Here is a 19384-nt window from a genome sequence, read left to right as displayed (position 1 = left end):
AGGCTGCGATGGAACGACGACTCGTCCGGATGCCGACTTCCCGACACGACGAGGACTTCGCTGTGCGGGTGTCTCGACGCCGAGGAGATCGGCCGATCCCGCGGCGTCTGAGTTTGCTTTTCGCTCCGTGGACTGACCTAAACTAAGCCTATCCTTACCTAACACGCAGGAGGCTCTTCGTGTCCCGATTCCGCGCACTGGCGGCACTCGCCGTCGGTTCCGCCCTCGTCCTGACCGGCTGCGCCGGCACCTCGGCAGCCGCCCCGGGCGCTTCCGACGATTCCACCGCGGACGGCGCATTCCCCGTGACGCTCACCAACGTCTTCGGCGAGACGACCATCGCCTCGAAGCCCGAGCGCGTCGTCACGGTCGACTGGGGCAACCAGGACGTCGCCCTGGCGCTCGGCGTCGTTCCCGTCGCCATGCCCAAGGTGATCTACGGCGACGAAGACGGTGACGGCCTGCTCCCGTGGACGAAGGACAAGCTCGCCGAGCTCGGCGCGCAGACGCCCGTCCTGATGGACGAGACCAACGGCTACGACTACGAGGCCATCTCCGACGCTCGGCCCGACGTCATCCTCGCCGCCTACTCCGGCATGACCCAGGAGCAGTACGACACGCTGAGCAAGATCGCGCCGGTCGTCACCTTCCAAGACGTCGCGTGGGGCACCACCTGGCAGGACATGACCGTCATCGACGGGACGGCTCTCGGGCTGAAGGACGAGGCCGAGAAGATGGTCGCCGACAAAGAGAAGCACATCACGGACGAAGCGGCGAAGTACCCCGCCATCGCCGGGAAGAAGTCGCTCCTCACCTACTTCGACCCGACCAACCTGTCGACGCTCGGCTTCTACAACACGCTCGACCCGCGCATGGGCTATCTCGAGGAGCTCGGCTTGGCCCCGTCGTCCTACGTCGCTTCGGAGTCGGCCGCGTCGAAGACCTTCTGGTTCACCCCCAGCACCGAGCAGATCGAGAACTTCTCCGACGTGCAGGTCATGGTCGCCTACGGCAGCGACGGCATGATCGCCGCGATGCAGGCCGATCCGCTGCTGTCGAAGATCCCGGCCGTGGCCGACGGAGCGATCGCCGTGATCACGAGTGGTTCCACCCTCTCGTCGGCCATCACCCCGACGCCGCTGAACATCGGATCGACCTACGGCGACGAGTACATCGGCCTCGTGGGCGCTGCGGCGGCGAAGGCCTCGTCCTGATGCCGATCCCTCACCCGTCGGAGCGATGAGCACTCTCGCTCCGGCCCTCTCCGCCCCCGGCGACGCTCGCCCGCGTCACTGGGGGCGGAGACGTGCTGTCGGTGTCATCGCTCTCGTCGTCGTGCTCGTCGTCGCGGCGATCCTCTCGGTCACCTTCGGTGCGCGCGACGTCACGGCCGCCGACATCTGGTCGGGACTCACCGGTTCCACCGACACCGCCTCGGCGGCCGCGGTCGCGAAGCGGGTTCCCCGAACCGTCCTCGCCATCCTCGTCGGCGCAGCCCTCGCGGTCTCGGGTGCGGTTCTGCAGGGGGCCACCCGCAACCCCCTCGCCGACCCGCAGATCCTCGGCATCAACGGCGGCGCCGGACTGGCGATCGTCGTCGGCATCGCCTTCTTCGGGCTCGGCTCGGCGACGTCCTACATCTGGGTCGGGTTGATCGGCGCCGCGGGTGCCGCCGTGCTGGTCTACGCGATCGGCTCGCTCGGTCGGGGCGGGGCGACACCGTTGCGTCTCGCCCTCGCCGGCGCGGTCAGCGCCGTCGCGTTCAGCTCGCTCACGAGCGCAGTCCTTCTCCCGCGCGTCAACGTCATGAACGAGTTCCGTTTCTGGCAGATCGGCGGCGTCGGCGGGGCGACCTTCGAGACGATCCTGCAGGTGCTGCCCTTCCTCCTCGCGGGTCTGCTGATCTGCCTCGCGAGTTCGACGGCGCTGAACACGCTCGCTCTGGGTGACGAGCTCGCCGCAGGCCTGGGCGCTCGCGTCCGCGCTGCCCGGCTGATCTCCACCGGCGGTGCTGTAATCCTGTGCGGTGCCGCGACCGCGGTCGCCGGTCCCATCGGCTTCGTCGGGCTCGTCGTCCCCCACATGGTCCGTTTGCTGGTCGGCGTCGACCACCGGTGGCTGCTGCCCGTCTCCGCGCTGGGCGGTGCCGTGCTCCTCACGCTCGGCGACGTCGTGGGCCGCGTGGTGGCGCGTCCCGAGGAGATCGAGGTCGGCATCGTCACCGCTCTGGTGGGGGCACCGTTCTTCATCGCACTGGTTCGGCGACAGAGGATGAGGGCGCTGTGATCGGCTCGCTCACCACCCCCGCGCCGGCCGCCCTGGCGTCCGTCGTCGACGGCCGGAAGCGTCGTCGACGCAAGTGGGTGCTGGTCACCGGCATCCTGACCTTTCTCGTCGTCGGCGCGTTCTCGTTGTCCCTCATGCTGGGTCAGACCGCCTACTCCCCCGTGGAGGTGTGGGGTGTCCTCACCGGCCAACGCGTCCCGGGGGCGTCGTTCACCGTGGGCGAGTTGCGGCTCCCCCGCGCGGTGACCGGACTGTGCACGGGCCTGTGCTTCGGAATGGGGGGCGTGGTCTTCCAGTCGATGCTGCGCAACGCTCTCGCGAGTCCCGACGTCATCGGCATCAACACCGGTGCGAGCGCCGCCGCCGTCATCGGCATCGTGGTCTTCGGGATGGGCGAGACGACCGTGTCGTTTCTCGCGATGGCCGCGGCCCTCGTCGCCGCCCTCACGATCTATCTGCTCGCCTACCGCAACGGCGGCTCGGGGGCACGCCTGATCCTCGTCGGCATCGGCGTCGCGGCGATGTGCCAGGCCGTCGTGTCGTACGTGATCGCGCGCGCCGCGGAATACGACCTCCCCGCCGCGATGCGCTGGATCACCGGGAACCTGAACGACGCGACGTGGGACCGCGCCCTGCCGGTCGCCGGCGCTGTCGTCGTCCTCGCCCCGGTTCTCCTCGGCCTCTCCGGCCGCCTCGAGATCCTCCGCATGGGCGATGACACCGCCGCCGCCGTCGGTCTCCCCGTCGAGCGGAGTCGGCTGCTGCTCATCGTCGCCGCCGTAGGCCTGCTGGCCTTCGGCACGGCCGCCGCGGGCCCCATCGCCTTCGTGTCGTTCCTGGCCGGCCCCATCGCCGTCCGTCTTCTCGGGCCGGTCGGCTCCCCCATCCTGCCCGCGGGTCTGGTCGGCGCCCTGCTGGTGCTCGTGGCCGACTTCTGCGCCCAGTACGCGTTCGGCACGCGTCTGCCCGTGGGCGTGATCACCGGCGTTCTCGGGGCGCCGTATCTCATCTACCTGCTCGTTCGCAGCAGCCGAACCGGAGGAACCACGCTATGACCGTCGAGCGCTCCCTGATCGCCGAGGGCGTCACTCTCGGCTACGGAGACCGGACCATCGTCGACTCCCTCGACCTGCAGATCCCGCCGGGAAAGGTGACGACCATCGTCGGAGCGAACGCGTGCGGCAAGTCGACGTTGCTCAAGGCCATGGCGCGCCTGCTCACACCCTCGGCGGGCCAGGTGCTGCTCGACGGCAAGTCCATCCACCGCCAACCCACCAAGCAGGTCGCGCGCGTGCTGGGGCTCCTTCCCCAGTCGCCGATCGCTCCGGACGGGATCGCCGTGTCCGATCTCGTCAGCCGAGGCCGTCACCCCCATCAGGGCGCGCTGTCGCGCTGGACGAGCGCAGACGACGCCGCGGTGGCACGCGCCCTCGACGCCACCGACGTCGCGCACCTCGCCGACCGCCCCGTCGACGAGCTCAGCGGTGGCCAGCGCCAACGCGTGTGGATCGCGATGGCCCTGGCTCAAGAGACCGACGTTCTGCTGCTCGACGAGCCGACGACCTTCCTCGACATCAGCCACCAGATCGACGTGCTCGATCTGCTGGCCGACCTCAACCGCGATCGCGGCACCACCGTGGCCATGGTGCTCCACGACCTCAACCTCGCCGCCCGCTACGCCGACCATCTCGTGGCCATGGCGAACGGCGAGGTGATCGCGGCCGGAGACCCCGCCGAGGTCCTCACCGAAGACACCGTGCGCCGCGTCTTCGGCCTCGACAGCCGCGTGGTGCCCGACCCGCTGACCGGGCGGCCCATGGTCATCCCGATCGGCCGGCATCACACGGTGGCCGAGCCGGAGCAGGCGCAGACGGCCTGACGGTCCGAGAACGACGGAAGCCCCGGTCTCGGCCGGGGCTTCTGTCGTGGTTCGCGGTCGCTGCCGCTCAGGCCGTCCGCTCGACCTGTCCCGCGCGCCAGTACCCCATGAAGGCGACGCGTCCGCGGTCGACGCCGCAGCCGGAGACGAGCATGCGGCGCAGCAGCTTCACCGTCGACGACTCGCCCGCGATCCACGCGTAGAACTCCCCGTCCGCGTCAGCGGGGCTGTCCCAGAGCAGGTCGACGTCGAGGTCGATGTCTTCGAGCACCTGCGGGCGAGGCGCGGCCGCGCGCGCCAGAACGTCACCGGATGCCGCGACCCAGGCCTCCATCGCTTCGATCAGCGCCTCGCCGTGGGGGCGTTCGCCGCGCGGGAGCCAGTGCACGCGCGCGTCCCCGCTTCGTACGGTCAGAGCGTCGTCGACGTCGGGCACTTCGATGAACGCATCGACGTCAAGGCCGGGCTCGAGGCCCTCCAGCACGGCGCAGATCGCGGGGGCGGCGGTCTCGTCACCGGCGAGCAGGATGCGTCGCGCCGTTCCGGGGTGGAAGTCGATCCCCTGCGCCGAATCGGCGCTGCGCGCGTCGGGGCCGACGACCACCAGGTGGTCCCCCGCCGTCGCCGCTTCCGCCCAGGAGCCGGCCGGACCGGCGTCGTGGTGCACGACGAAGTCGATGTCGAGTTCCAGGGCCTCGGGGTCGATGCGGCGCACGGTGTAGGTGCGGAAGGGCATGCGCTCCTCGTCGGGCAGGTCGCGCCAGCGCGTGTACCAGTCGCCGTTGGCGATGGCCTCGGGATCGTCCTGTCCGATGTCGCAGACGGTGCCGTCGCGGCCGGGCAGCACCAGCTTGACGCGCTGGTCGCGGCGGTCGGTGCCGAAGACGTCGAAGTCGGGTGAGGTGAACGTCACGCGCACGAAGTGCGGCGAGAGACGTCGCGCGGTCTTCACCACGGCGACGTACGGGCGGTAGGCGGGACGCGTGGCAGTGATCACCAGATAAGGATATCCTTACCTTGCCTCCGGATGCCACGGTGACGCCTCGACGGCGAGGTACCGGCCCGATCGCCCCGAGAGGTCCCCCTCCGTTTCGTCACACGCTGTCGACGAGCCACCCGATCCTCTCGATCGCCTCGCGGAGCACCTCGGGAGCACAGCCCACGTTGATGCGCACGTGTCCGATCCCCTCGACCCCGAACAGCGGGCCGTGGTGCAGGGCGACCTGCGCCTCGCGCCGGATGAACGGAGCGGGGTTGTCGCCCCAGCCGTACGCAGACACGTCCACCCACGCGAGGAACCCAGCTTCGGGAATGCGATAGCGCGCGAGTGGCAGATGCTCGGCGAGCAGGTCGGCGAGCAGTCGACGGTTGTCGTCCAGCGCCACGAGCAACGAGGCGAGCCACCGGTCGCTCTCGGCCGAGAACGCGGCGCGGTTCGCGATGACGCCGAACAGTCCCGCGCGCCACTCGACCTCCCACGGCAGGGCGCGCACGACCGCGGCGGTCTCCTCCGCCCCCGTCACGATCACGGCGCACTTCAACCCGGCGAGATTGTAGGTCTTACTCGCGCTCGTCACGATGTAGCCGACCGCGGCCGCCTCGTCTCCGGCATCCAGGAACGGGGTGAAGACCGCGGGGGCGTGCGTGAGCGGCGCGTGGATCTCGTCGCTGATCACGCTCGCGCCGTAACGGTGCGCGAGACGCGCAAGAGCTGCCAGGGACTCCCGCGAGTGGACGGTCCCGGTGGGGTTGTGCGGGTTGCACAGCAGGACGGCACGCGCCCCGCCCGCCAGGGCCGCCTCGATCGAATCGAGGTCGAGGTGCCAGCGCGCCCCGTCGTCGATCAGCGGGATACGCTCCACGACGGCCCCGGCCTCTTCGACCGTGTCGTAGAACGGCGGGTACACCGGGGGCGTCACGATCACGCGGTCGCCGGGAGAGGTGACTCCGCGCAACACTTCGACAACGCCCATCATCACGTCGCCCGTCCAGCGGATGCGCGACGGATCGGGTCGCCACCCCCATCGCCGCTCGGCGAAGTCGGCGAAATCGAGGTCGATGCCGGGGCGCGGAGGCGTGTAGCCCGTGTCGCCGATCTCGACCGCCCGGTGCAGAGCCGCCGTGATCGCCGGCGCGAGCGGATAGTCGGTCTCGGCCACGAACATCGGAATGACGTCATCGCCGTAGGAGCGCCACTTCGTGCTGCTGCGCTGACGCAGAAGCTCGATCGGCAGTGCCTGCAACGGGAGAACGCTCATGCGAAAAGCCTAACGAGGACCCCGGATGCCGGTGCCCGGCGCGTCAGAGGAGGACACACGACGTCGCAGAAACCGCGGACGCCCACCCCCGAGGGGGATGGGCGTCCGTGCGAGGGTCTCAGATCGCGAAACCGAGGGCGCGCATCATGTCGCGTCCGTCGTCAGTGATCCGTTCGGGACCCCACGGCGGCATCCACACCCAGTTGATGCGGAAGCGTTCCACGACGTTGTCGAGAGCCTGAGCCGTCTGCTCTTCGAGCACATCGGTCAGCGGACAGCCGGCCGAGGTGAGGGTCATGTGGATGACGAGCGCGTCGTTCTCGTCGTCCCACGCGAGATCGTAGATGAGGCCGAGGTCCACGACGTTGATCCCCAGTTCGGGATCCATGACGTCTTTCAGAGCCTCGGTGACCTCGTCGTACTTCTCGGGAGCGAGGGTTGCGGTCATGTAACGATCCTACGCGTCGATCGGCGTACCGGCCTCGAGGAAGCGGTCGTAACCCTCTTCTTCGAGTCGGTCGGCGAGCTCGGGCCCGCCCTCTTCGACAATGCGACCCTTCACGACGACGTGCACGAAATCGGGGCGGATGTAGCGGAGGATGCGCGTGTAGTGCGTGATGAGCAGCACACCGAGATCGGTCTGCTCCTTGGCGCGGTTCACGCCCTCCGACACGATCTTCAGCGCGTCAACGTCGAGGCCCGAGTCGGTCTCGTCGAGCACGGCGATCTTCGGCTTGAGCAGCTCGAGCTGGAGGATCTCGTGGCGCTTCTTCTCGCCGCCCGAGAAGCCTTCGTTGACGTTGCGCGAGGCGAACTTCGGGTCCATGCGGAGGTTCTCCATGGCGCCCTTGACGTCCTTGGTCCACGAGCGGATGGCCGGGGCCTCGCCGTCGATGGCCGTCTTGGCGGTGCGCAGGAAGTTCGTGACGGTGACGCCGGGGATCTCGACCGGGTACTGCATGGCGAGGAAGAGGCCCGCGCGAGCGCGCTCGTCGACGCTCATCTCGAGCACGTCCTCGCCGTCGAGCGTGATGGAGCCGCTCGTGACGGTGTACTTGGGGTGGCCGGCGATCGTGTACGCCAGGGTCGACTTGCCGGAGCCGTTGGGGCCCATGATGGCGTGGGTCTCACCTGTGCGCATAGTGAGCGTCACGCCGTTGAGGATCGGGGTCGTACCGTTCTCCGTCTCGACCGTCACGTGGAGGTCGCGGATCTCGAGGACAGACATGGTGTTCCTTACTCGTAAATTCTGGGGGTCGTGGGCGCGGCTCAGGCCGTCGCCTTGGTGACGGACGGATCGATGAGCACGTCGTCTCCGTCGATCACGACCTCGTACACGGGGACCGGCTCGTACGCCGGGAGGTTCAGGGGGCGACCGGTCTTCAGCGAGAACGCCGAGCCGTGGGCCCAGCATTCCAGGGTCTCTCCCTCGACGAAGCCGTCGGAGAGCGAGATGTCGCCGTGCGTGCACACATCGCCGATCGCGTGGACCTCGCCGTTGCCGTCGAGCACGACCGCGATCGCGACGCCGTCGATCTCGACGCGGTGCGCCTCGTCTTGGGTGAGGTCGCTGAGGGCGCAGGCGCGCGAGGCGCTCACGCCTCGGCCCCCGCGGCCAGCTCGTGCTCGATGGCCTCGATGAGCTCGGTCTCGAGCTCGGGGATGCCGATGCGCTGGACGATCTCCGTGAGGAACCCGAGCACGACGAGGCGACGGGCCTCGTCTTCGGCGATACCGCGCGCCTGCAGGTAGAACAGCTGCTCGTCGTCGAAACGACCCGTCGCGCTGGCGTGACCGGCACCCTGGATGTCACCGGTCTCGATCTCGAGGTTCGGGATCGAGTCGGCGCGGGCGCCGTCGGTGAGAACGAGGTTGCGGTTGGCCTCGTAGGAGTCGGTGCCCGTGGCATCCGGTCCGATGAGGACGTCGCCGATCCAGACGCTGCGCGCGCTCTTGCCCTGCAGCGCGCCCTTGTAGAGCACGTCACCGACCGTGTGCGGACCCTTGTGGTGCAGGTAGACCTGCGATTCGAGGTGCTGACCGGCGTCGGCGAACGACAGGCCGTAGAGACGCCCCTCGGCGCCCGCGCCCGAAAGCTCGACAGAAGGGTTCACACGGACGACACCGCCGCCGAAGCTCACCACGACGTGGGTCAGCTTGGCGTCACGGTCGACACGAGCCTGGTGGGATGCCGCGTGCACGGCGTCGTCGTTCCAGCGCTGCACCGAGACGACCGTGAGGTCTGCGCCGTCGCGGACGATGATCTCGACGTTCTGCGCGTGATTCGCGGTGCCCTCGTGACGCAGCACCACGGTGCCGCGCGAGTTCGGCTGCGCCTCGATCACGACGTGGGCGTGCGCGAGGCCGCCGGTGCCGGTCAAGCGCACCACGATCGGCTCGTCGAGTTCGACATTCGCGGGGATGCGCAGCAGGGGTGCCTCGGCCTCGTGCGTCCAGGCCAGAGCGGCGGTCAGATCCTCGGGTCGGAAGTGCTCGCCGCGCGGGGCGTCTCCCGCGGCCAGACGCAGCTGTTCGACGGCCGCGGGAGCGCTGACTTCGACGGACACGACGCCCGAGGGCCCCGCCTCGTCGACGAACAGCGGCGTGAGCCGATCGATGGGCGTCAGCTTCCAGTTGACCTCGCGGCCCGAGGGCACGCCGAAATCAGCCGGATCGAACGAGGTCGGTCGCTCGGAGCGCGTCTGCACCGGAACGACGGATGCCACGAGTGCGGCGGGGTCGATATGCCCCTCCGCGGCGGCTGCGGGGGTGTGAGTCGCAGTCGTCATTTAGCCTACGGATCCTTCCATGCCCATCTCGATGAGCTTGTTGAGCTCGAGCGCGTATTCCATCGGCAGCTCGCGGGCGATCGGCTCGATGAAGCCGCGCACGATCATCGCCATGGCCTCGTCTTCGGGCATCCCGCGCGACTGCAGGTAGAACAGCTGTTCTTCGCTGACCTTCGAGACCGTGGCCTCGTGGCCGAGCTGCACGTCGTCGACGCGGATGTCGATCGCGGGGTACGTGTCGCTGCGCGAGATCGTGTCGACCAACAGGGCGTCACAACGTACGGTGTTCGCGGAGTGATGCGCATTGGCATCCACTCGGACCTCGCCGCGGTAGCCCGCGCGACCGCCGCCGCGCGCGATCGACTTCGAAACGATCGACGACTGCGTGTACGGCGCCATGTGAATCATCTTCGCGCCGGCGTCCTGGTGCTGACCGGGACCGGCGAAGGCGACCGAGAGGGTCTCTCCCTTGGCGTGCTCTCCCATGAGGTAGATGGAGGGGTACTTCATCGTGACCTTGGAGCCGATGTTGCCGTCGACCCACTCCATGGTCGCGCCTTCGTGGGCGATCGCGCGCTTGGTGACGAGGTTGTAGACGTTGTTCGACCAGTTCTGGATCGTCGTGTACCGCACGCGGGCGTTCTTCTTCACGATGATCTCGACCACGGCCGAGTGCAGCGAGTCGCTCTTGTAGATGGGCGCGGTGCAGCCCTCGATGTAGTGGACGTAGCTGTCCTCATCGGCGATGATCAGCGTCCGTTCGAACTGCCCCATGTTCTCGGTGTTGATGCGGAAGTACGCCTGCAGCGGGATCTCGACGTGCACGCCCTTCGGGACGTAGACGAAGGAGCCGCCCGACCAGACGGCCGTGTTGAGCGCGGCGAACTTGTTGTCGCCGGCCGGGATGACCGTGCCGAAGTACTCCTCGAAGAACTCGGGGTGCTCGCGAAGAGCCGTGTCGGTGTCCATGAAGATGACACCCTGCTGCTCGAGGTCCTCACGGATCTGGTGGTAGACCACCTCGGACTCGTACTGAGCCGCGACGCCGGCGACGAGGCGCTGGCGCTCCGCCTCGGGGATGCCGAGCTTCTCGTACGTGTTGCGGATCTCTTCCGGAAGGTCTTCCCAGGTCTGGGCCTGCTTCTCGGTCGAGCGCACGAAATACTTGATGTTGTCGAAGTCGATCTCCGACAGGTCTGCGCCCCACGTGGGCATGGGCTTGCGGCCGAAGAGCTGGTAGCCCTTCAGACGCGTCTTCAGCATCCACTCGGGCTCGGACTTGAGGGCGGAGATTCCGCGCACCACGTCCTCGTTGATCCCGCGCTGCGCGATCGCGCCGGCGGCATCGGTGTCGTGCCAGCCGAACTCGTATTGCCCCAGGCTTTCGAGCTCGGGTCGGTCGATGAGTACATCGGACATGGTGATCACTCTCCTTCTCGGGCCACAACGGTGTCATCCGCCCCGGCATTCCGGACTCCGGTCGAAGTCTCAGGAAGGTCGCTGGTGGGCCCGCTCGAAGACGCTGGCTGCGCGCCTAGACTGTCGTGGGTGCGGATCGCGTGAGCGCTGCACCCGGACCCTTCGATTCTACAGGCAACACCCGCTCCCGGTACGGCAGGACCGCTCTCCCGACAGCCGGGATCACCTCGACGCCAGGAAGCCGTACGCATGCCCTCCGCCTCGTCCCCCACCGCTTCGACCCGCGTCCCCGCCGCCCTGCGCCGCGTCGTCGCGTGGCTCCCCACCGACGTCGACCGTCGCGTTCGCGTGTTCGCCTGGCTGTCGTTCGTCGCCGAGGTGCTCATCATCGGCACCGGCGGAGCCGTCCGCCTCACCGGCTCGGGGCTCGGCTGCCCGACCTGGCCCAAGTGCACGGCCGATTCGCTCGTGAACACGCAGGAGATGGGCATCCACGGCGTCATCGAGTTCGGCAACCGGACACTGACCGGGCTCGTCGGCATCCTGGCCATCGCGGTCGTCGTGCTCGTCTGGCGTATGCGGCGCGAGCGCCGCGTGCTGTTCGTGCTCTCGCTCGTCGTACTCGTCGGAATCGTCGCCCAGGCCGTCGTCGGCGGCATCACGGTGCTCACCGGCCTCAATCCCTTCATCGTCGGGTTCCATTACGTCGCCTCGGTGTCGCTCGTGGCGGTGTGCGCCGCGTTCCTCGTGCGGATGAACCAGCCCACCGGCCCCCGCCTGCTCGCCGTGCCCCGCTGGTTCGCCGGACTGGTCCACGCGACCACGGGCGTCCTCGCCCTCACGATCGTCTTCGGCGTGCTGACCACCGGCGCGGGTCCCCACTCGGGCGACGCCTCCGCCGGACGCAACGGCTTCGATGCCGAGGTGCTCGAACACGTGCACTCGTGGCCCGGGTACGCACTGTTCGCGCTGACGCTCGTCGTCGTCGCCGCGGCGTGGCGCCTGCGCCTGCCGGTGCGTCGGTGGACCCTCGCGCTCCTCGCCGTCGAGCTGGTGCAAATCGCCGTGGGTCTGTACCAGGCGCGCAACGGCCTGCCCGAGTTCGCCGTCGGCACGCACATGGTGCTCGCAGCCCTCGCCGCCGCGACCATGACCGTCGTCGTGCTGCACCTGAAGCAGCCCGCCACCGCCGAACGTCGAGATGTCGGGCGCGAGACCGCGTCTGTGCGCGGCTGACTCCGGTCCGCGGCCTGCCGCAGTCGGAACGGGCCCTCCTTCGCGAAGGACCGCCTCCGCCTCCCGACGATGCCGAACCGCCGCCCGGGCGATTCCTGCACCCCCCTTATACGCCCATAGGCGATTCATCGGCGACCCCTACACAGCGCACTGGCGCATCCGTCATGGTTGACCGTGGCACTTTCGTGCCTACCGTCCCGTCGTCCCCCGCTTCGGGACCCGCCGCCCGACACCCCCTGTCGGAACGACAAGGAGTACTCCCCATGAAGACTCGTCCCCGCCTGGTGACCAGCATCCCGTTCTGGGTGCTCGTCGTCGCATCCCTGGCCGCCATCGCCGGCGGACTCGCGATCGTCCTGAACGGGATCGACGCGATGGAGCAGGTGCTCAACGACCCGAACGCCACCGTTGTGCAGGTCTACGTCGGCCAGTCGTGGGTCGTCGTCGGTGCCGCCGTCCTCGGCGCAGGTGCGATCGGCATCGTCGCGGTCCTCGCCCTCGCCGCCGCCACCGCGCTCACCCACCGTCCCGATGTCGCGATCGAGACCATCGACTGGAGCAGCGACGATGAGACCGTCGCCGAGGACTCCGCTCCCGTCGCCCCGTTCGCACCGGCCACGACCGCGACGCCCCTCGCGGTGGAGGATGCCGACGTCGAGACGCCGTCGACCGCGACCGCTCCCCCGCAGGCAGCCGCCGCTGCTCGCCACGACGAGCCCCGGCTCGACGCCGGAGACGACGCCACGCGTCGCTGATCCCGCGCCTCGAAAGCGCCCGCTCCCTCACCGGGGCGGGCGCTTCGCTGTGTCCGGGGCGTGCGGCGGCGGCTAACCTGGAGGAGTGTTCATGCTGCGTTCCACCCAGGAGGACGATTGGCCCCGGGTGCGGGAGTTCCGCATCGAGAACGCCACCGACAACCCCGTCTCGTGGGCCGCGACCGTCGAAGAGACGCAGCGCATCCCGGACGAGGGCTGGAAGATGCGCGCACGCCGCGGCGAACAACCCGACACGACGAGCATGGCCGCCATCGACGACGAGACGGGTCGATGGCTCGGAATGATGTGCGCGCAGCTCGGGGACGCGCACGGACCCGAGCCCGTCCTCACGGGCGTCTACGTGACCCCGGACGCGCGCGGGCGCGAGAACGGCGTCACCGACGCCCTGCTCGCCTCGATCCTGAGTTGGGCCGGCTCGCGTGACCAGACGGTTCTCCGGCTCTGGGTGGCCGAGCACGCCGCACCGGCACGGAAGTACTACACCCGCAACGGATTCGTTCCGACCGGGCGTACCCAGGACCTCCGTGTCCTCGGACGCGAGCCGCACCCCGACGATGGCGGACTCGTAGAGATGAGCCGCCCCCTGACCGCCGACGCTCTCCCCGGAGCGCCCGAGCACTGACCGTCGCGGCACGGGCCCCCTCTGATACTCCGGGCGACGAGAAAGCGCCCGCCCTGAAACAGGACGGGCGCATTTCTGAATCCGCTCAGAAGGGGAGTAGCGGGTCGACGGCGATCGCGACGAACAGCAGGGTGAGGTACGTGATCGAGGCGTGGAACACGCGCATCGGCCGCGGCTCTCCGCCGCGCACGGCACGGGAGTACAAGCGGTGCGACTCGTAGATGAACCACCCGCCGAAGACGAGCGCCGAGACCGTGTAGACCAGGCCCATGGGCGCGACGGGGATGAGCAGCAGCGAGCATGCGACGGTGGCCCACGCGTAGAGGATCACCTGCAGCCCCACCTGCGAACCGCTGCGAGTCGCGCCGAGCATGGGCACATCGACCTCGTCGTACTGGGCGGCGTACTTCATCGACAGCGGCCAGTAGTGCGGGGGCGTCCACAGGAACACGAGCGCGAAGAGGATGAACGGCGTCCACGACAACGACCCCGTCACAGCCGACCAGCCGATGAGCACCGGGAAGCAGCCCGCGATGCCGCCCCAGACGATGTTCTGCTCGGTGCGGCGTTTGAGGATCATCGTGTAGATCACGACGTAGAAGAAGATCGCCGCGGCCGACAGACCCGCCGCCAGCGCGTTGGTGAAGGCCCACAGCCACACCGTCGACACCGCCGCGAGCGTCCACGCGAAGATCAGCGCACCGCGCGGCGACACCTCGCCCGTCACGAGCGGGCGGTTGACCGTGCGCTGCATGTGCGCGTCGATGTCGCGATCGAGGTACATGTTGAACGCCGCCGCCGAACCCGCGCTGAGCGAGCCGCCGATGACCGTGGCGAGGATGAGCCACAGGTTCGGCAGACCCCCCTGCGCCAGGATCATCACCGGCACGGTGGTCACGAGAAGAAGCTCGAGGACGCGGGGCTTGGTCAGAGCGACGTAGGCCCGGAGGGTTCGTCCGACGGAGCGGCGATCGGTCGTCGCAATGACGTGCGACGTCGTCGAGATGTCCATCGTCCCCCGGGGTAGCGCGTATAGAACCTCCACGATTCTATGCCATCTCCACCACACGACCGGCCGTCTGTCGACCCCCCGTCACGCACCGCAACCTGCAGTGGCGTTCTCGCTATGCTGACGGAGAACGCGCGCCCCGCGCCGACACCCCACCCCTCTCCCACTCCTACGGTGGTGAGTGCGGCGTCGGAAGTGAACCCGGGCGCACAGTATCGAGAAAGGCGACCCAGTTGTCGGACTTCGAATGGGATGACATCGATCGGCGCGCGGTGGACACCGCTCGCATTCTCGCGGCGGACGCCGTCGAGAAGGTGGGCAACGGCCACCCCGGAACCGCGATGTCGCTCGCTCCCGCGGCCTACCTGCTCTACCAGCGCGTCATGCGCCATGATCCCGCCGACACCCACTGGCCGGGTCGCGACCGCTTCATCCTGTCGGTCGGACACTCGTCACTCACGCAGTACGTGCAGCTCTACCTCGGCGGCTTCGGCCTCGAGAAGAAGGATCTCGAGGCGCTGCGCACCTGGGGCTCGCTGACCCCGGGCCACCCCGAGTACGGCCACACCGACGGTGTGGAGATCACCACCGGTCCCCTCGGCCAGGGCCTCGCCTCGTCCGTGGGCTTCGCCTACGCGGCACGTTACGAGCGCGGCCTCTTCGACCCCGAGTCGCCGGCCGGCGAGAGCCCCTTCGACCACTACGTCTACGTGATCGCCGGCGACGGCGACCTCCAGGAGGGCGTGACCAGCGAGGCCTCCTCGCTCGCCGGCCACCAGGAGCTCGGCAACCTCATCGCCATCTACGACTCCAACCAGATCTCGATCGAGGACGACACCAACGTCGCCTTCACCGAAGACGTCCAGAAGCGTTACGAGGCATACGGCTGGCACGTGCAGACGGTCGACTGGAAGAAGACCGGCGAGTACGTCGAAGACGTCGCCGAACTGCACGCGGCCATCGAGCGCGCGAAGGGCGAGACGAGCAAGCCCTCGCTCATCGTCCTCAAGACGATCATCGGCTGGCCCTCCCCCGGCAAGCAGAACTCCGGCAAGATCCACGGCTCGGCCCTCGGCGCCGACGAGCTGAAGGCCACGAAGGAGGTGCTCGGCTTCGACCCGGAGCAGCACTTCGCCGTCGCCGACGACGTCATCGCCCACACGCGCAAGCTCGTCGAGCGCGGCGAGGCCGAGAAGGCCGCCTGGCAGCAGAAGTTCGACGCGTGGGCCGAAGCCCACCCCGAGCGCAAGCAGCTGTGGGACCGCCTCCAGGCCCGTGAGCTCCCCGCCGACATCGCCGACGCCCTCCCCGCCTTCGAAGCGGGCAAGGACGTCTCGACCCGCGCCGCCAGCGGCACGGTCATCAACGCCCTGGCCGCCGAGCTCCCCGAGCTCTGGGGCGGTTCGGCCGACCTCGCCGAGTCCAACCTGACGACGATCAAGGATGCCAAGTCCTTCATCCCCGCCAGCTGGTCGACGCACGAGTGGTCGGGCGACCCCTACGGCCGCGTGCTCCACTTCGGCATCCGCGAGCACGCCATGGGTGCGATCCTCAACGGCATCGTGCTCCACGGTCCCACGCGCCCCTTCGGCGGCACGTTCCTCATCTTCAGCGACTACATGCGCCCGCCGGTGCGTCTGGCCGCCCTGATGAACATCCCCACGATCTTCGTCTGGACGCATGACTCCGTCGCCCTCGGCGAGGACGGTCCCACGCACCAGCCGATCGAGCAGATCGCCACGCTCCGCGCCATCCCCAACTTCGCCCTCGTGCGTCCCGCGGACGCCAACGAGACGAGCGTCGTCTGGCTCGAGATGCTGCGCCGCACCGCCGGTCCCGCCGGTATCGCCCTCACCCGCCAGAACATCCCGGTGTTCGCTCGCGGCACGGGAGCGGCATCCGGGGACGAGTTCGCCTCCGCCGAAGGCGCTGTCAAGGGCGCGTACGTGCTGGCCGAGGCGAAGGACGGCGAGCCCGACGTGATCCTCATCGCGACCGGATCCGAGGTGCAGCTCGCCGTCGAGGCGCGCGAGACGCTCGCCGCCGAGGGCGTGAACGCGCGCGTCGTGTCGGCCCCCTCGCTCGAATGGTTCGCCGAGCAGGACGAGGCGTACCGCGAGTCGGTGCTGCCCTCGTCGGTGAAGGCACGCGTGTCGGTCGAGGCCGGCTCCGCCCTCAGCTGGGCGGGCATCGTCGGCGACGCCGGTCGCTCGGTCGCCATCGACCACTTCGGTGCGTCGGCCGATTACAAGACCCTTTTCCAGAAGTTCGGCATCACGACGGAACACGTCGTCGAGGCGGCCCGCGAGTCCATCGCCGCGGCCAAGAAGTAATCAGAGGAGAACCAGGACAATGAGCACTCCCACCGCAGATCTCGCCGCCGCCGGCGTCAGCATCTGGCTCGACGACCTTTCGCGTCAGCGCATCCAGTCCGGCAACCTCGCCGAGCTCATCGAGAAGCGGGACGTCTCGGGCGTCACGACCAACCCGACGATCTTCGCCGGTGCGCTCTCGAAGGGCGAGGCCTACGAGGGCCAGGTCAAGGAGCTCGCCGCCGCGGACGCCACCGTCGACGAGGCGATCTTCTCGATCACCACCGACGACGTCCGCGACGCATGCGACATCTTCCTGCCGGTCTTCGACGCCACCAACGGCGTCGACGGTCGCGTCTCGATCGAGGTCTCCCCCGACCTCGCGCACGACACCGAGGGCACCATCGCTCAGGCGAAGGACCTCTCGGCCCGCGTCGACCGCAAGAACGTCCTCATCAAGATCCCCGCGACCAAGGCCGGCCTCCCCGCCATCACCGAGGTCATCGGCGCCGGTATCTCGGTCAACGTCACGCTCATCTTCAGCCTCGAGCGGTACGAAGAGGTCATCGACGCCTACCTCGCGGGTGTCGAGAAGGCACGCGACGCCGGTCACGACATCTCGACCCTGCAGTCGGTCGCGTCGTTCTTCGTCTCGCGCGTCGACACCGAGATCGACAAGCGTCTCGCCGCGATCGGCACCGACGAAGCCGCCGCACTCAAGGGCAAGGCGGGCATCGCCAACGCGCGTCTGGCCTACGAGCTCTTCGAGAAGAAGTTCGCCGAGCCGCGCGCGAAGGCCCTTCTCGAGGCCGGGGCCACCGTGCAGCGTCCGCTCTGGGCGTCGACCGGCGTCAAGGACCCCGCGCTCCCCGACACGCTCTACGTCACCGAGCTCGTCGCCCCCGGCACCGTAAACACGATGCCCGAGAAGACGCTCGAGGCCACGTTCGACCACGGCGTCATCACCGGAGACACCGTCACCGGTGCGTACGCCGACGCGCACGAGGTGTTCGACCGCCTCGCCGCCGCGGGCGTCGACGTCGCCGACGCCACCCAGGTGCTCGAGGACGAGGGTGTCGAGAAGTTCATCGCCTCGTGGCACGAACTCCAGGACACCGTGAAGACCGCGCTGCAGGCCGGAAGCGCCCAGGCCGCGCGGTGACTCTCGCCGTCAAGGTCACCGGCCACGTCAAGTCGGTCGTCGACGCGGAGTTGCCGGGCCTGACGGGCTCGCTCATCGCGTCGGGGATCACCGCCGGCGACGCTTCCCTGTGGGGCGCCGCCGCGGAAGACGAGGCCTCGCGTCGGCTGGGGTGGGTGCGGGCGGTATCCGTCTCGCGCCCCCTCGTGCCGGAGATCACGGCCCTGCGCGACGAACTCGTCGCGCAGGGCGTGACCCGCGTCGTCCTCGCCGGGATGGGCGGCTCCTCGCTCGCCCCCGAGGTCATCGCGCAGTCGGCGGGCGTACCGCTCGTCATCCTCGACTCCACCGCTCCGGGCCAGGTGCTCGCCGCGATCGACGGCGACGCCGAGTCCGGCGGACTCGAGAAGACCGTGCTGGTCGTGTCGAGCAAGTCGGGCTCGACGATCGAGACCGACTCCGCGAAGCGCGCCTTCGAGGCCGCCTTCCGCGACCTCGGCATCGACCCGGCGGGGCGCATCGTGGTCGTCACCGACCCCGGTTCCCCGCTCGAGGCGTCAGCCCTGGCCGACGGCTACCGCGTCTTCACCGCGGACCCCACCGTGGGTGGCCGCTACTCCGCGCTGACGGCGTTCGGGCTCGTCCCGACCGGCCTCGCCGGCGTAGACATCGAGGACCTCCTCGACGAAGCGGACGCCACCCTGCTCGAGGTCGCGATCGACTCACCCGAGAACCCCGCCCTGGTCCTGGCCGCGGCCATCGCCGGGGGCGGCGACCTGCGCCGCGACAAGCTCGGCCTGGTCACCGACGGCAGTCACATCATCGGCCTGCCCGACTGGATCGAGCAGCTCGTCGCAGAGTCGACGGGCAAGAACGGCACCGGCATCCTGCCCGTCGTCCTTCTCCCGGTCTCGCCCGAGCTCGACTCGAAGCCGGACGATCTGCAGATCGTCCGCTTCGTCGACGACGCCGACGCGTTCCATCTGTTCGAGCGTCACACCGGCGACGTGCTGGTGAGTGGCTCGCTCGGCGCGCAGTTCGTCGTATGGGAGTACGCCACCGCGATCGCCGGTCGCCTGCTCGGCATCGACCCCTTCGATCAGCCCGACGTCGAATCGGCGAAGACCGCGACGCGCGGCCTGCTCGATGCGCAGCCCGCCCCCACCGCCCCGGCATTCGTCGACGGCGGCGTCGAGGTCCGTGTCTCCGATCCGACCCTGGCGGCCAGCGGCACGGTCGCGGGCGTGCTGGCGGCGCTGTGGCAGACGGTGCCGGCCGACGGGTACGTCAGCGTCCAGGCATACGTGAACCGCCTCGAGCTCGCTCAGCTCGCGGGGCTGCGCGAACTCGTGGCCGCCGACTCCGGTCGCCCCACCACGTTCGGATGGGGACCGCGGTTCCTCCACTCCACCGGGCAGTATCACAAGGGAGGTCCCGCCACCGGCGTCTTCCTCCAGATCCTCGAACGCACCGACGTCGACCTCGAAATCCCCGGTCGGCCGTTCACGTTCGGGCAACTCATCCAGGCACAGGCCGCGGGCGACGCGAGTGTGTTGGCGGAGGGCCACGGCCGTCCCGTCGTCACGCTGACGCTGACCGACCCGCAGGTCGAGGTGCTCCCACTCTTCGAGGCGGCGCAATAAGCATGGTCGTAGAG

General features: G+C 69.1%; 18 protein-coding genes. 10 read left to right on the top strand and 8 right to left on the bottom strand.

From position 1 onward, the window contains the following. The first annotated feature begins 179 nt into the window (after positions 1-179). Genes NE358_RS06945 through NE358_RS06930 form a run of 4 tightly spaced genes read left to right on the top strand, consistent with a single transcriptional unit; the run spans position 180 to position 4165 of the window. Entirely contained in the window at positions 180-1214 is a 1035-nt protein-coding gene (locus NE358_RS06945) for an iron-siderophore ABC transporter substrate-binding protein (protein WP_141378204.1), read from the top strand. A 25-nt stretch (positions 1215-1239) separates the two neighbouring features. Further along, a complete protein-coding gene (locus NE358_RS06940) occupies positions 1240-2286 on the top strand; it encodes a FecCD family ABC transporter permease (protein ID WP_103209795.1) in 1047 nt (348 codons plus the stop codon). Beyond that, on the top strand, positions 2283-3341 hold the full coding sequence (locus tag NE358_RS06935; RefSeq protein WP_180993466.1) for a FecCD family ABC transporter permease: 1059 nt from the start codon (positions 2283-2285) through the stop codon (positions 3339-3341). Before NE358_RS06940 ends, NE358_RS06935 begins: the two co-directional genes overlap by 4 nt. After that, complete coding sequence (locus NE358_RS06930) at positions 3338-4165, top strand: ABC transporter ATP-binding protein (RefSeq protein ID WP_103209798.1); 828 nt, start codon at positions 3338-3340, stop codon at positions 4163-4165. Before NE358_RS06935 ends, NE358_RS06930 begins: the two co-directional genes overlap by 4 nt. Positions 4166-4232: 67 nt before the next feature. On the opposite strand, the gene NE358_RS06925 is transcribed toward NE358_RS06930, so the two are convergent. The 7 genes from NE358_RS06925 to sufB form a co-directional block, all read right to left on the bottom strand. Beyond that, positions 4233-5162: a siderophore-interacting protein gene (locus NE358_RS06925; RefSeq protein ID WP_289942445.1), complete on the bottom strand. Its 930-nt coding sequence runs from the start codon at positions 5160-5162 to the stop codon at positions 4233-4235. Positions 5163-5259: 97 nt separating this feature from the next. Then, a complete protein-coding gene (locus NE358_RS06920; RefSeq protein ID WP_289942444.1) occupies positions 5260-6423 on the bottom strand; it encodes a MalY/PatB family protein in 1164 nt (387 codons plus the stop codon). Positions 6424-6541: 118 nt separating this feature from the next. Continuing rightward, positions 6542-6871 carry a metal-sulfur cluster assembly factor gene (locus NE358_RS06915; protein ID WP_056232125.1) on the bottom strand — a complete coding sequence of 110 codons (330 nt, stop codon included), beginning with the start codon at positions 6869-6871 and terminating at the stop codon, positions 6542-6544. 9 nt (positions 6872-6880) lie between these two features. After that, positions 6881-7651 carry a Fe-S cluster assembly ATPase SufC gene (sufC, locus tag NE358_RS06910; RefSeq protein ID WP_056232130.1) on the bottom strand — a complete coding sequence of 257 codons (771 nt, stop codon included), beginning with the start codon at positions 7649-7651 and terminating at the stop codon, positions 6881-6883. A gap of 41 nt (positions 7652-7692) precedes the next feature. Then, the gene (locus NE358_RS06905) at positions 7693-8022 is read right to left on the bottom strand and encodes a non-heme iron oxygenase ferredoxin subunit (RefSeq protein ID WP_103209806.1); all 330 of its coding nucleotides are present in this window, start codon (positions 8020-8022) and stop codon (positions 7693-7695) included. Then, positions 8019-9212: a Fe-S cluster assembly protein SufD gene (gene sufD, locus NE358_RS06900; RefSeq protein WP_103209809.1), complete on the bottom strand. Its 1194-nt coding sequence runs from the start codon at positions 9210-9212 to the stop codon at positions 8019-8021. The genes NE358_RS06905 and sufD overlap by 4 nt, the downstream gene beginning before the upstream one ends. Beyond that, positions 9213-10631, bottom strand: coding sequence for a Fe-S cluster assembly protein SufB (sufB, locus tag NE358_RS06895; RefSeq protein ID WP_094734162.1), 1419 nt, complete (start codon positions 10629-10631; stop codon positions 9213-9215). A 249-nt stretch (positions 10632-10880) separates the two neighbouring features. Between sufB and NE358_RS06890 the strand changes: the two genes are divergently transcribed. The 3 genes from NE358_RS06890 (at position 10881) to NE358_RS06880 (ending at position 13265) form a co-directional block, all read left to right on the top strand. Next, a complete protein-coding gene (locus NE358_RS06890) occupies positions 10881-11867 on the top strand; it encodes a COX15/CtaA family protein (protein ID WP_116240121.1) in 987 nt (328 codons plus the stop codon). 263 nt (positions 11868-12130) lie between these two features. Beyond that, positions 12131-12622, top strand: a complete 492-nt coding sequence (locus tag NE358_RS06885; protein WP_103209814.1) for a dinucleotide-utilizing enzyme — start codon at positions 12131-12133, stop codon at positions 12620-12622. Positions 12623-12713: 91 nt separating this feature from the next. Next, positions 12714-13265 (top strand): GNAT family N-acetyltransferase, encoded by a 552-nt coding sequence (locus tag NE358_RS06880; protein WP_289942443.1) that lies wholly within the window; start codon positions 12714-12716, stop codon positions 13263-13265. Between the two features lie 85 nt (positions 13266-13350). Here NE358_RS06880 and NE358_RS06875 read toward each other — a convergent pair whose 3' ends face one another. Next, positions 13351-14277, bottom strand: a complete 927-nt coding sequence (locus NE358_RS06875; RefSeq protein ID WP_103209820.1) for a heme o synthase — start codon at positions 14275-14277, stop codon at positions 13351-13353. Positions 14278-14507: 230 nt separating this feature from the next. Here NE358_RS06875 and tkt point away from each other — a divergent pair, with 230 nt between their 5' ends. Genes tkt through NE358_RS06860 form a run of 3 tightly spaced genes read left to right on the top strand, consistent with a single transcriptional unit; the run spans position 14508 to position 19370 of the window. Continuing rightward, complete coding sequence (gene tkt, locus NE358_RS06870) at positions 14508-16607, top strand: transketolase (protein WP_289942442.1); 2100 nt, start codon at positions 14508-14510, stop codon at positions 16605-16607. A gap of 19 nt (positions 16608-16626) precedes the next feature. Continuing rightward, positions 16627-17748 carry a transaldolase gene (gene tal / locus NE358_RS06865; RefSeq protein ID WP_103209826.1) on the top strand — a complete coding sequence of 374 codons (1122 nt, stop codon included), beginning with the start codon at positions 16627-16629 and terminating at the stop codon, positions 17746-17748. Then, the gene (locus NE358_RS06860) at positions 17745-19370 is read left to right on the top strand and encodes a phosphoglucose isomerase-related protein (RefSeq protein ID WP_289942441.1); all 1626 of its coding nucleotides are present in this window, start codon (positions 17745-17747) and stop codon (positions 19368-19370) included. Before tal ends, NE358_RS06860 begins: the two co-directional genes overlap by 4 nt. Positions 19371-19384 lie beyond the last annotated feature (14 nt).

This window comes from Sphingomonas sp. G5, assembly GCF_052660795.1.
This window is presented reverse-complemented; position numbering and strand designations above follow the sequence as displayed.